The organism is Sphingomicrobium aquimarinum (assembly GCF_039655735.1).
GTDB classification, from domain to species: Bacteria; Pseudomonadota; Alphaproteobacteria; order Sphingomonadales; family Sphingomonadaceae; genus Sphingomicrobium; species Sphingomicrobium aquimarinum.
The window spans coordinates 275,611-288,193 of record NZ_JBBYXH010000001.1 but is presented as its reverse complement, the minus strand read 5'-3'; the positions used below and the strand labels follow the sequence as shown (position 1 = coordinate 288,193).

Annotated in this window: 13 protein-coding genes; 3 read left to right on the top strand and 10 right to left on the bottom strand. The window is 63.4% G+C overall.

Going from position 1 to position 12,583, the window contains the following annotated elements:
• Positions 1 to 6: 6 nt before the first annotated feature.
• The 4 genes from WJS89_RS01525 to WJS89_RS01510 all read right to left on the bottom strand — a co-directional run bounded on the left by WJS89_RS01525 (position 7) and on the right by WJS89_RS01510 (position 3,953).
• On the bottom strand, positions 7 to 372 hold the full coding sequence (locus tag WJS89_RS01525) for a response regulator (protein ID WP_343347162.1): 366 nt from the start codon (positions 370 to 372) through the stop codon (positions 7 to 9).
• Positions 373 to 437: 65 nt separating this feature from the next.
• The gene (locus WJS89_RS01520) at positions 438 to 884 is read right to left on the bottom strand and encodes a chemotaxis protein CheW (RefSeq protein ID WP_346339167.1); all 447 of its coding nucleotides are present in this window, start codon (positions 882 to 884) and stop codon (positions 438 to 440) included.
• Positions 881 to 3,238, bottom strand: a complete 2,358-nt coding sequence (locus WJS89_RS01515) for a chemotaxis protein CheA (RefSeq protein WP_346339166.1) — start codon at positions 3,236 to 3,238, stop codon at positions 881 to 883. The genes WJS89_RS01520 and WJS89_RS01515 overlap by 4 nt, the downstream gene beginning before the upstream one ends.
• Before the next feature lie 79 nt (positions 3,239 to 3,317).
• Positions 3,318 to 3,953 (bottom strand): histidine phosphotransferase family protein, encoded by a 636-nt coding sequence (locus WJS89_RS01510; protein WP_346339165.1) that lies wholly within the window; start codon positions 3,951 to 3,953, stop codon positions 3,318 to 3,320.
• A 79-nt stretch (positions 3,954 to 4,032) separates the two neighbouring features.
• Here WJS89_RS01510 and WJS89_RS01505 point away from each other — a divergent pair, with 79 nt between their 5' ends.
• Together WJS89_RS01505 and rpoH are read left to right on the top strand one after the other, a co-directional pair.
• Positions 4,033 to 4,980 (top strand): RluA family pseudouridine synthase, encoded by a 948-nt coding sequence (locus WJS89_RS01505; RefSeq protein WP_346339164.1) that lies wholly within the window; start codon positions 4,033 to 4,035, stop codon positions 4,978 to 4,980.
• Positions 4,981 to 5,063: 83 nt separating this feature from the next.
• Positions 5,064 to 5,981 (top strand): RNA polymerase sigma factor RpoH, encoded by a 918-nt coding sequence (gene rpoH / locus WJS89_RS01500; protein ID WP_346339163.1) that lies wholly within the window; start codon positions 5,064 to 5,066, stop codon positions 5,979 to 5,981.
• A 4-nt stretch (positions 5,982 to 5,985) separates the two neighbouring features.
• Here the strand turns inward: rpoH and WJS89_RS01495 are convergent, their stop codons facing one another.
• The 3 genes from WJS89_RS01495 to WJS89_RS01485 all read right to left on the bottom strand — a co-directional run bounded on the left by WJS89_RS01495 (position 5,986) and on the right by WJS89_RS01485 (position 8,770).
• The gene (locus tag WJS89_RS01495; RefSeq protein WP_346339162.1) at positions 5,986 to 6,771 is read right to left on the bottom strand and encodes a TIGR01459 family HAD-type hydrolase; all 786 of its coding nucleotides are present in this window, start codon (positions 6,769 to 6,771) and stop codon (positions 5,986 to 5,988) included.
• Entirely contained in the window at positions 6,768 to 8,084 is a 1,317-nt protein-coding gene (locus tag WJS89_RS01490; protein WP_346339161.1) for a dicarboxylate/amino acid:cation symporter, read from the bottom strand. The genes WJS89_RS01495 and WJS89_RS01490 overlap by 4 nt, the downstream gene beginning before the upstream one ends.
• Positions 8,085 to 8,149: 65 nt before the next feature.
• Positions 8,150 to 8,770 (bottom strand): glutathione S-transferase family protein, encoded by a 621-nt coding sequence (locus WJS89_RS01485; RefSeq protein ID WP_346339160.1) that lies wholly within the window; start codon positions 8,768 to 8,770, stop codon positions 8,150 to 8,152.
• A 71-nt stretch (positions 8,771 to 8,841) separates the two neighbouring features.
• Here WJS89_RS01485 and WJS89_RS01480 point away from each other — a divergent pair, with 71 nt between their 5' ends.
• A complete protein-coding gene (locus WJS89_RS01480; protein WP_346339159.1) occupies positions 8,842 to 10,128 on the top strand; it encodes a multidrug effflux MFS transporter in 1,287 nt (428 codons plus the stop codon).
• Between the two features lie 119 nt (positions 10,129 to 10,247).
• On the opposite strand, the gene recA is transcribed toward WJS89_RS01480, so the two are convergent.
• From recA to WJS89_RS01465, 3 genes are all read right to left on the bottom strand, one after another.
• Complete coding sequence (recA, locus tag WJS89_RS01475) at positions 10,248 to 11,318, bottom strand: recombinase RecA (RefSeq protein WP_346340064.1); 1,071 nt, start codon at positions 11,316 to 11,318, stop codon at positions 10,248 to 10,250.
• A 102-nt stretch (positions 11,319 to 11,420) separates the two neighbouring features.
• Positions 11,421 to 12,215 carry an alpha/beta hydrolase gene (locus WJS89_RS01470; RefSeq protein ID WP_346339158.1) on the bottom strand — a complete coding sequence of 265 codons (795 nt, stop codon included), beginning with the start codon at positions 12,213 to 12,215 and terminating at the stop codon, positions 11,421 to 11,423.
• A gap of 3 nt (positions 12,216 to 12,218) precedes the next feature.
• Positions 12,219 to 12,566, bottom strand: coding sequence for a response regulator (locus tag WJS89_RS01465; protein ID WP_346339157.1), 348 nt, complete (start codon positions 12,564 to 12,566; stop codon positions 12,219 to 12,221).
• Positions 12,567 to 12,583 lie beyond the last annotated feature (17 nt).

Below are 12,583 nucleotides of genomic sequence, written 5' to 3'. Positions count from 1 at the left end.
TCCTGACTAGGCGACGCCGACGAGCTGGAGTTTGACGTGCAGCGTCTCGCGGTCGAACGGCTTCATGACATATTCGTCCGCGCCCGCTTCCAGCGCGGCACGGATGTGCGCCATGTCGTTCTCGGTCGTGCAGAAGACCACCTTCGGCTGGTCAGCGTGGCCGCCCTGGCGCAGGAGCTTCAGAAACTCCATGCCACTCATGACCGGCATATTCCAGTCGAGGAGGACGACGTCGGGCATCTCCTGCTCGCAATGGCTGAGCGCCTCCTTGCCGTCGCCGGCTTCTTCGACCTTGAAGTCGAGCGTTTCGAGGATGTGCCGCGCAACCTTGCGGATCACTTTGCTGTCATCGACGATGAGGCAGGTCTTCATGTGGGTCAGCCTTCGGGTTGGAGTCTCGTTGTGAGACGGTGTAGCGTTAAAGTGCAAACAGGCGGTTAAGCAGCGCGCGTCTCGACGGCGTCGGGGCCAGCGATGATCGCGTCGATATCGACAAGGAGCAGCGGGCCTTCGGGCGTGTCGACCATGCCGAGCGCGACACGTTCCCAGCCTGCGCCCATATTCGCGCGCACCGGCGTCGGATCGCTCGATCCTTCGACGACGTCCTCGACGCTATCGACGCTCAGCGCATAATGATGGCCCTCGACTTCGACGACGGCCGCCTCGTGGATCCTGTCGGCAGCGAAATCGGTCGCACCGAGATCGAGCGCGCGGCGACAATCGACGACGGTAAGGACCCGGCTGCGAAGCGCCGACAGTCCAGCAAGATGCGTCGGCGCGCGCGGGACCGGGCTGAGTGCGTCCAGTTCGATGACACTCTCCACTCGGGCGGCGTCCAGTGCGACACGGCTGTCGCCGATGGTGCAGATCAGGAGCAGGTTCATGCGACGTCTCCTCCGGCAGCGGTCTTGAGGGCGAAGAGCAGGCCTGCGCGGTCGTAGCGGTAGATGCTGTCGGCATCGCCGTCAGGTGTCGCGCGCAGCTTGAGAAGCTTTGCCTTCGACCCCTCTGGCGCGGCGGCATCGGCACGAGCGTCGATGACGAGGTCCGCGTCCTCGGCGGCGTCGGTGCCGCGCGCGACGACGCGATAGCCGGCGGCCTCGACGATCGGACGAAGCATGTTCTTCATCCAGGGATCGTCGGCCGGAAGCGCACAGACGAGGTTGTTCGAACAATGTCTGCCGTCATCGCCAAGGGTGGCGAAGAGATAGTGGGTGTCGACCATTTCGGCGGGTTCCTCACCCACCAGACTGACACCTGCGACCTCGCCCTGCCCTTCGGCAGCGATGACGTCGTGGCTGAGGGTCTTGAGGTCGATCACTTCGTCGAAGACGTACCCGATCTCGCGCTCGCCGTCCGAAAGACGGAAAAGGCGGACGCGGTCGCGGCCTTCGAGCGCCGTCAGGTCGGTGATCCCCGCAAGTGGGAGAATCTGTTCGCCCAGGGTGACGCGCATCGCGCCCGCGCTCTGGCTGAAGGCGCTGGTGGCGACATCTTCGATGCGATCGACATTGCCGAGCCGGATGACGCGGCGCTGGCCGGCGAGCGAGCGGAAGAGGAGAAGTTCGACCAGATCGTCGTTGGCGGCCTGTTTGCCCTCCCCGACACGCGCGGTACGGTCTTGTTTCTCGAGTTTGACGCCTCCGACGTGCGCGAGCCCCGCAGCATCGAAAAGGAGAATGGGCGATCCATCGTCGGCCAATGTCGTGCCTGCATAGAGGCCGGTCGCCATCACGGCGGGCGCGGCAGGCTTGACGACCAGTTCCTCGTGATCGTGGATCCGGTCGACCGCGAGGGCATAGACGTCTCCGCCCGCGGGGCGCAGGACGACCAGCGTGCGTTCTTCGTCGGACAGCGAGCTGTCGAGGCCGAGGACGTCCGCAAGCGCGATTTCTGGTACGCGGCGGCCTCGAATGGTCGCGATGCCCGCACCGCCGACGCGCTCCAGGGTGACGCTTTCACCATTGGCGCGGACGATCTCGTCGATGGCGCTGCGGGGAATCGCGAAATGCTGGTCGCCGATCGAGACGGTCAGCGCCGGGATGATGGTGAGCGTCAACGGGACACGCAACGTCATGCGCGTGCCCTCGCCCGGCTTGCTGTCGATTTCGACGAGGCCTCCGATCCGCTCGATGTTGGAGCGCACGACGTCCATACCCACACCGCGGCCCGACACGGAGGTGACGGCCTTGGCGGTCGAGAGACCGGCCTCGAAGATCAGGCTGAGTTTGTCGCTCCGGCTCATCTCCCGCGCGACCTTCTTGTCGATCACGCCATTGGCGATGGCCTTTTCGACGAGGCGGTCGGCATCGATGCCCTTGCCGTCGTCGATGATGTCGATGAGGATCTGGTTGCCTGACTGCCGCGCCGAGACGCTGATAACCCCATTTTCGCGCTTGCCGGCCGTGAGGCGTTCGGCGGGCGCCTCTATGCCGTGATCGACCGCATTGCGGATGATATGGGTCAGGGGGTCGCGGATCATCTCGATCATTTCACGATCGAGTTCGACGTCGCCCCCGTCGATATCGACGAGAACCTGCTTGCCGAGTTCACCCGAAAGGTCGCGGACGAGGCGGGGCAACGCGACAAAAAGATTCTCGATGCGCTGCATGCGGGTGCGGGTGATGCTGTCGCGCATATCGGCGATGATCGAGGAAAGGCGCTCGAAGGCACCCGCGACGGCGGGGTCCTCGTCGGCTTCGCGCAGGCGGCGAGCCAATTCATTGCGCGCAAGCACCATGTCGGAGACGCCGCTCATGACCCGGTCTAGCAGTTCGACCGACAGACGGATGGTTCGCGGGGCGCTCGTGGGTGCCGTTGCGGCGGGTTCGCTGACATTCACAGGCGCAGCGGCGACCGCTTCGATCGGACCCTCTCCGGAAACGGCGGCGATGAGCGCACTGTCGTCACCCTCGGGAAGCTCTTCGCCCTGATCGATGATTTCGATCATCTCCCCGATCTTGTCGATGATGGCCAGGACCGCGCTCACCATATCGGCATCGGGTTGACGTCGACCGGCGCGTACGTCGGACAGCGCGTCTTCGGCAGCATGGCTGAGGGCCTCGAGGCGCGGGAAGTCGAAAAATCCGCAATTGCCTTTCACCGTATGGACGAAGCGGAAGATGTTATCGAGGCGTGCGCGGTCGCTGGGCTCGGCCTCCCAGGCGACGATCTCGCCCCCCAGGCTCTCGAGCATTTCGCGGCTTTCCGCGACGAAATCGGCAATCAGATCGTCCATGCTTTGGTCACGTCCCGTAGCTGTTCGGGAGCGTCATGCCGCAAGGAAGGTTAAAAGCGCGTTAGCGAATGCGCCATTTTCAGGCGTTCAGTGAAGCGCCGATCATCATCACCGTCTCGGCGGGCGAGGAGAACTGGATCCCTCCGCCGAGACTTTCCGCCAGCTTGAGGGAAAGGAGTGCTCCGGCGGTGCGAGGTTCGGGATCCTCCGGCGCCTGCCCACTCTCGAGAATCGCACGCAGCGTCTTGTCCATGATCAGGCGCGGACCCTCGGCGCGGATGACGACTTCGATGAGATCGCCACGTTTTTCCGCGCCGACGTCGAGTTTGCCGCCCCGCACCAGCGCGTCCCCCGCAATGAGGGCGAGATTGAGGAGCAGTTTGACGGCGTCCTTGGGAAGGCGCGGTTCCTCGACCATCCATTCGAGCTCGACCTTCTTCTCCTGACCGAGCAATCCTTCGAGCACCATCTTGGCCTCACCCGTATCGATTTCGGCGCCGAACCCGCCCGCCGCGCCGAACGCCAGGCGGAAGAATTTCAGTTTGGCCGCGGTCGCGGCGGCGCTGTCGCCGAGCAGTTCGACAATCTGTTCGCGCATTCCAAGGTCTTTTTCGTCCTCAAGCAATTCGAGGCCGTTGTTGAGTGCGCCCACGGGGCTCATCAGATCGTGGCAGAGACGGCTGCAAAGTAGCGCGGCGAAATCATGATCGGTCATGGCGTCTGTTGATGGCCAGCAGGCCGAAGCGACGCAACCCCTATTGAAGCGTCTCCGGCCCTTCCCCATCTTGGCGTCTATGGGCGGGGGGCGTCACGACATCGTGCTGAATAGCGACCATGCAGGCTGGCGGCTCGACCGCGCGGTCACTGATGTGGCGGGCACGCTGTCGCGCGAGCGGGTCAAGAAATTGATCGCCTCGGGCGCACTCGAAAGTGCCGCCGGAGCCGTACGCGATCCGGCGACAAAGGTTAAAGGTGACGAGCGCTTCGTGTTGAACGTCCCCGAACCGCGCCCGCACCACGCCGAACCGCAGGATATCCCGCTCACGATCGTTCACGAGGACGAGCATCTGATCGTTGTCGACAAGCCCGCGGGGCTGGTCGTGCATCCGGCGGCGGGCAATCCCGACGGCACCTTGGTGAATGCACTGCTCTACCATTGCGCCGGGCGCCTGTCCGGCATTGGCGGGGTGGCTCGGCCCGGCATCGTCCACCGCATCGACAAGGACACGTCGGGATTGCTGGTCGTCGCCAAGACCGACCCCGCGCATGAGGGGCTGGCGAAACAGTTCGCCGACCATTCGATCGAGCGGGCCTACACGGCAGTCGCCTCGGGGCTGATGCTGGCGGGGTCGGGCACGGTCGATGCGCCGCTCGCGCGGTCGAGCGCCAATCGCAAGAAGATGGCGGTGGTCGAAACCCAGCGCGGCAAGCGGGCCGTGACGCACTGGACGAAGCAAACCAATCTCAAGTCCGCGAGCCTGATCGAATGTCGCCTCGAGACGGGGCGCACGCATCAGGTGCGCGTGCACATGGCCCATCTGGGGCATCCGCTGATCGGCGACCCGTTCTACGGACGTACCAAGAAGGAACATCGAACGATCTTGAAGGAGCTGGGGTTTTCCAGGCAGGCATTGCACGCGGCGCGGCTAGGGTTCCTACATCCCGCCTCGGGCGACCGTTTGTCGTTTGACAGCGCACTTCCGTCGGACATGCGTGAACTTTTGGATGCCCTTCACGTATAGGATTGGGTGGGCTATTAAAACCGACCCGCATGAGCGCACTGCGGCAAGACCCTATTCAGGTCGCACGTGCTAAGGAGCTATGAATGGCGAAGAGCGCAGCATTGTCGATCCCGAGCACCGGAGGCGAAGACGGCCTCAACCGGTATCTGTCGGAGATCAAGAAATTCCCGATCCTCACCCCTGAGGACGAATATATGCTCGCGACCCGCTGGAAAGAGCATGGCGACACCGAAGCGGCGGCCGAACTGGTCAATTCGCATCTCCGCTTGGTGGCGAAGATCGCGATGGGCTATCGCGGCTATGGACTGCCTGTCTCGGAGCTGATTTCCGAAGGAAACATCGGCTTGATGCAGGGCGTCAAGAAGTTCGAGCCCGAGCGCGGTTTCCGGCTTGCGACCTATGCGATGTGGTGGATCCGCGCCTCGATTCAGGAATTCATCCTGCGCTCGTGGAGCCTCGTCAAGATGGGCACCACTGCGGCGCAAAAGAAGCTGTTCTTCAATCTTCGGCGGATGAAGAATCAGATCGAAGCCTTCGAGGAAGGCGATCTCAAGCCCGAGGACGTGACGCACATCGCGACCGAATTGGGCGTGTCCGAAGACGACGTCATCTCGATGAACCGCCGCATGGCGCGCGGGGGCGATACGAGCCTCAACGCGCCTATGCGCGGTGCGGATGACGAAGGGGACACGCAGTGGCTGGACACGCTGCATTCGGAAGCGCCGCTTCAGGACGAAATCGTCGAGGACGACGAGGAACGCCGAGTCCGTCACGAGCTGCTGATGGATGCGATGAGCGCGCTCAACGAGCGCGAGCAACATATCCTCACCGAGCGGCGTCTGACCGAAAATCCCAAGACGCTCGAGGATCTCAGCCAGGTTTATGGTGTGAGCCGCGAGCGTATCCGGCAGATCGAGGTGCGCGCGTTCGAAAAGCTGCAGGCGGCACTCATCAAGAATGCCGAAGAGCAGCGTTACCTAATCGCGGGCGACGCGGCTTAGGCTTTTACAGACCTCCGACGGTCATCAAGGGGCGCCAGTTTTCGAACTCGGCGCCCCATTCGTATCCGGCGTGGGAAACGCCAGCAGTAACGAGCACGCCCGCTATTCCCATCCGGCACGCGCCCAGCATGTCGGTAGCGGGATTATCGCCGATCATCACCACCGTGTCGCGGTCGGGGTTGCCGGCGAGCTTCAACGCATGCTCGTAGATCGGTCGATGGGGCTTTCCGTAATAACGCACTCGCCCTCCCCTTCGCTCGACTTCCTCCGCAATCGCGCCGCCGCAGAGGACTTCCTCGCCGCGATGCATGACGATGACGTCGGGGTTGAGGCAGTGAACGAGCAGGTTCTGCTCGATCCAAGCGGTGATCTCCTCCTCATATTCGGCAACGCTCGAGCGATGTTCATCGAGGCCGGTCAGCGCAATTTCCTCGATGGCTTCGCCGCGTAGCGCGATGTCGACGCCGTGTGCGGTGAGATCGTCATAGTCGAAACGGCTGCCTGCAAACCCGACCTTGCGGGGTGGGTGGGTGAGCGCCTCGATGCCCGCCTGCCCGCTGGAAGTGAGGTCGTGCCACAGCTCGCGCGACAGCCCTATCGCTTCGAGGTCCGCCACGACGCGATCCGCAGGCCGCGGCGCGTTGGTGAGGATGACGACCGTTCGCCCTTCCTCTCGCCAGCGTTCTAACCGCGCAAGCGTATCTGGGAACAGTCGTGCGCCATCATGAATCACACCCCAGACATCGCAGAGAATCGTATCGTAGCGCGACGGGAGGTCGTCGAGGGTCATGCGGTCTGGAGGTCGGAAAGCTCCGTCTTGGGCTTGTCGTCCTCGCCCTTGGACACGAGCGTGGCGATGGCCAGGTCGCCCGTGACGTTCAGGGTCGTGCGGCACATGTCGAGCAACCGGTCGACGCCGAGGACGATACCGATGCCCGCCGGTGGCACACCGACCATCGCGAGGATCAGCGCGACCACGGGCAGCGAGCCGGCGGGAACGCCTGCCGTGCCGATGCCGCCAAGGATGCACATCAGGAGCACGATGACCTGCTGACCGATGGTGAGGTCGACACCGAAGAACTGCGCGAGGAAGAGCACCGTGATGCCCTCGAACATGGCGGTGCCATTCTGGTTGGCAGTTGCGCCGATGGTGAGAACGAAGCGGGCGGGCGCGCGCGGGAGTTTGAGGTTCTCGTCGGCGACCTTCAGGGCGTAAGGCAGGGTCGCGTTGCTGCTTGCCGTAGAGAAGGCGATCAGCATCGCTTCCTTGACGTTCTTGAAGAACCAGATCGGACTGACGCCGGCGAACAGCCGCAGCACGATCGGATAGATCACGAACATGTGCACCGCGAGCGCGAGCAGCACGACGCCGACATAGGCCGCGAGGCGAAGAAGGAGGTCCCACCCGAACGCGCTGGCGAGGTTGAACATGAAGCATGCAATGGCGATGGGCGCCAGGCGGATGACCCACATGATGAGCTTCATGGTGACGTGGAAGACACCTTCGATGCCGGCCTGCAGGATGTTCGCCTGCTTGCTGTCGGTGAACAGTAGGCCAATGCCGAAGAACAGCGCGAAGAACATCACGGCGAGGATGTCGTTGGCACTCATGGCACTGAAGACGTTGGACGGCACGATGGCCAGGACCGCATCGAGGCCGCCAGGGGTCTCGGCGTTGCGGTCGATGATCGCGGCGGCGCCCTCCGCGGCATCCGCAAGCAGGCCCTCGGCGATGGCACGATCGACACCCGCGCCCGGCTGGAAGATATTCGCCGCAGCAAGCGCGATGACCACCGCGACGCTCGACAACAACACCGTGTAGAACAGCGTCCGCAGGCCCACCCGCTTGAGGCTGCGCGCATCCCCCATCTCCGCGATCCCCACGACGAGCGCGGAGAAGAGCAAGGGAATGACGAGCATGAACAACAGCCGCAGGAACAGCTGCCCGATGAACCCTGTCACCTGGCTGACTTGCTCGACCCAGCCTGCGTCCTGTGCTGTCGCATAGACGATCAGGCCAAAGATCAGGCCGACAAGGAAGCCGATCAGCATCTGCCATTGCAGGCCGATGCCGCCGGTCCTGGGCTGCGTCAGGTCGTCCATAATTTCACACTCCCCCAGGAGACTTTTATCGGCGCCGTTGTGCGGACCCGCCTTGCCTGCGTCAACTAGGCGTAATCGTACGAGCCGCCACGCGCGAGCGCTGCCTGATAGGCTTCACGTTCGTGACAGCGCTTCAGCCACGCGCGGATATTGGGGTAGCGCTCGTCCAGCCCCGCGCGACTTTGTGCGGCTTCCATCGGAAAACTCATCATCATGTCGGCGGCCGTCAGGTCCGGCCCCGCAAACCATTCCCGCGCCGCAAGTTCGCGATCGAGAAACGCGAAATGTTCATGCAGCATCCCGCGCAGAGGTTTGCGGGCGGGGCGGCCGAGGATGCCGAGCCGCTTGACGATGAGACTGCCGAACAGCGGCGGCATCAACGAGCCTTCCGCATAATGCATGTAGAAATTGTAGAGGCGCGCGAGAAGCGGGTCCTCTGGAGGGCCGTAGCGGCCGCTCCTCGCGACGAAATGCTCGATGATCGCCGCGCTTTCGGCGAGGACGACATGATCCTCTTCGACGAGCGGCGATTTGCCCAGTGGATGCACCTTCTTGAGCGCGGCGGGCGCGCGCATCGTTTTGGGATCGCGTTCGTAGCGCCGCACCTCGTAATCGAGCCGCAATTCCTCGAGCAACCAAAGGATTCGCTGCGACCGGCTGTTCTCGAGATGGTGGACGATAATCATGAAAGGGCTACTCCAGCGGGTTCGGGACGATGCTTGTTGCATGTCGGGACGGGATAGGCCAGCGACCCCGGATGACAGCAACTCCCTCCGCCACGTCTCCCGAAAAGCGGCGCGTCGGCCCTCGTGAAGTGGTCTTTCTGCTCGCCGGCATGATGGCGATGAACGCGCTCGCGCTCGACACCATGTTGCCCGCCCTCCCGTCGATCGGCGCCGATCTCGGCGTCTCCGACGCCAATCGCACGCAGCTCGTAATCGTCGCCTATATCCTGGGCTTCGGATCGAGCCAGATGCTCTGGGGACCCCTCGCCGACCGTTTCGGACGAAAGCCGGTGCTGGCAGCGGGAGTGGGGCTTTACGTTCTCTTCTCATTCCTTGCCGCCTCGGCGCAGGACTTTACGCTTCTGCTCATCGCGCGCGCGGCGATGGGTGCGAGCGGCGCGGTCAGCCGCGTTCTCGTGCTCGCCATCGTGCGCGATCTGTACGAAGGCGAGCGGATGGCCTCGGTCATGAGCCTCGTCCACATGGTCTTCATGGTCATTCCCGTGATCGCACCGAGCCTGGGCCAGCTCATGCTCGGAATCGGGCCCTGGCGGCTGATTTTCTACGCCCTCGGATTATACGGCGTCGTCCTGTTCGTCTGGAGCATGGCGCGCCTGACCGAGACGCTGAACCCCGAGTATCGGCGCCCGATCAGTCTCACGAGCCTTAGGGAAGGCATCTCGCGCACGCTAAGCGATCGTCTGTCGCTCGGCTACACGCTTGGGCTGACGAGCGTCTATTCCACCCTCATCGCCTATCTGGCATCGATCCAGCAGATCATCGGCGAGGTCTTCGGCAGGCCCGAGGATCTGGGATGGATCTTCGCCGCGATCGCTGGACCCATGAGCCTCGCCAGCTGGACCAATAGTCGGATCGTGGGACGCTTCGGACTACGCCCGGTCGGCCACGGCGGTCTCATCGCCTTTGTTCTCGTGACCTGCTTGCATCTTGGATGGCACGAGTTCGTCGGGTCCACCGTCGCGAGCTTCGCCGTTCTGATGGCCGCGACCATGGTGGCCTTCGCCTTCTGCACGGCCAATTTCGGTACGCTGGCGATGAGCAACATGGCGCCGATTGCCGGCACCGCGAGCTCGACCCAAGGAACGCTCAGCACCATCCTCGCGGGGGTCATCGGCGCCGCGATCGGGCAGGCGTACGACGGGTCACTCACGCCATATCTTTCCGGCCTCGCACTCATCGGCGTGACAGCGCTCGCGATCGTGACCGTCACCGAGCGCGGTAGACTGCTCCGCCGCCGTTCAGCCGAAGTTGCGACGACCGCGCCTCTTCGTGCCACCGACGAGAGCGAGCTTTGCTGACCGCTTTCATACGCTGATCTGGCGCCGGGCGGGATGGATATCGCGACGCCCACCGTGTCCATATGAAAACAGGGCCCGCCGAAGCGGGCCCTGCCGGATTCAGAAAAACAATTCTTCGATCAGTCGTCCGCGTCGGGACCCGTCATCATTGCTTCCTCGAGCTCTTCCTTGCGATTGCCGCGGATGGCTTGCTCGATCTCGTTCGCCATTTCCGGATTTTCCTTGAGAAAGGTCTTGGCGTTCTCGCGACCCTGTCCGATTCGCGTGCTGTCGTAGCTGAACCAACTGCCCGATTTCTCGACGAGACCGGCCTTGACGCCCAGATCGAGGATTTCACCCAACTTGGAGATGCCCTCGCCATACATGATGTCGAACTCCACCTGCTTGAAGGGCGGGGCGACCTTGTTCTTGACGACCTTCACGCGGGTCGAGTTGCCGACGATCTCGTCGCGATCCTTGATCTGACCGGTGCGGCGGATGTCGAGGCGGACGGAAGCATAGAACTTCAGCGCATTGCCGCCCGTCGTCGTTTCGGGATTGCCGTACATCACGCCGATCTTCATGCGGACCTGGTTGATGAAGATGACGGTCGTCTTGGAACGGTTGATCGAGCCGGTCAGCTTGCGCAGCGCCTGGCTCATCAGACGGGCCTGCAGGCCGACGTGGCTGTCGCCCATCTCGCCCTCGATCTCGGCCCTCGGCACCAGCGCGGCGACCGAATCGATTACCAGCACGTCGATGGCGTTGGAGCGCACCAGCGTATCGACGATTTCCAGTGCCTGCTCACCCGTGTCGGGCTGCGAGACGATCAGTTCGTCGATGTCGACGCCCAGCTTCCTGGCGTAGACAGGGTCGAGCGCATGCTCGGCGTCGACGAAAGCGGCTGTGCCGCCGGCTTTCTGCGCTTCGGCGATCGAGTGAAGCGCGAGCGTGGTCTTTCCCGAACTTTCGGGCCCGTAGATCTCGACGATACGGCCGCGCGGAATCCCCCCGATTCCCAGCGCGATGTCGAGCCCGAGGCTACCGGTCGAGACGCTGTCGATCTCGATCTTTTCGCGGCTGCCCAGCTTCATCGCCGAGCCCTTGCCGAAGGCGCGGTCGATCTGCGCCAAGGCGGCGTCCAAGGCTTTCTGCCGATCGCTGTCCATGTTGGTTTTCCCCGAATCTACGACTTTCAACTGGGCTGCCATCATCCATCCCCTTTCGTCAATCGCCAGCGGCAGAATGCGCTGGTCACGAGAACGATGTACACAGTTTGTTCCGCAAGAACAAGGGGAGAACGGATTGGCGCTCTACCGGCTTAGAATTGCGTCCCGCGCTTCGTGCATCGCGGCGGCGAATTCTCGCCGTCCGTAGAGATCGTTGTGCCCCGCGCCCGCGATCGTGCGATCGAGGACGAGGTTGGAAGCTACTGCTCGAAGGCCGTCGGTGCGAGGCTTCGAGATGATTTCGTCTTGTTCGGCAGCGATGATCGCGACGGGCAGCTGTTGCGCCGCGAGGGCTTTGGCGGAGGCGATTTCGTTGCGGAAGAGCGCGCCGACGGGGAGCATCGGAATGGCATCGGCAGCGACCTGACGCAACGAATCGAACGGCGTGACGAGGATCAGCCCCTCGGCTTCGCGGTCGGCAGCAAGGTAGGTGGCGACGCCCGTTCCGATACTCATTCCGACCACTAGGACGCGCGCGGCCTCCGTAGCCTCGAGCGCGGCGTCGTAAACGAGCGGGGCGTCGGCGAGGAGCGCTTTTGCATTGGGCGAGCCTTCGGATGCGCGGTAGCCGCGATAATGAAAGCTGACGACATGGGCTTTCGGAAAGAGCGTGTGCGCGAGCATGGCCGCATCGCCGCTGTTCCAGACATTGCCGGGAAAGATGAGGACCATGAGGTCGCTCGGCTGCGCGGGCGGAATATGAATGCCGACGAGGCGATGCCCGCCCGCCGAACGGGTTTCGATTTCCCGAGCGGCTTCGGGAAGCGGTTCGCCTTCTCCCACGGCATGGGCGGGAAAGAGCAGTCGTTCTTCCAACGCCATCAAAAGGAGAAGGGCCGCGCCGAGCGCGATGACGGCTGCCGTGAGCCAGAAGCGCACGTCCTACGCACTGTCGGCATGAGCCAGCGCCTCGGCGATCACCGGCTCGACACGGTCGATGGTAAAGGGCTTGGCGAGCGTTGGGGTGTTTGCAAAGCGTTCGGGCGGATCGGTCACATGACCGCCGGTCGCAAGCGCAATCGGCACCCCGCGATCGGCGAGCAGTTCGGCGACCGGCCAGATCGCCTGCCCGCCGACGTTGACGTCCAGAATAGCCAGATCGGGCTTCCCGTCTTGGAGCCACTCAAGCGCGGCATCGACCGCATCGCAGGTCGTCGCGACCGAGTGGCCCAACGATTCGAGGAAATCCTCGAGCATCATCGCGATCAGCGGCTCGTCTTCGACCAGCATTATGGAGAGGTTTTGCG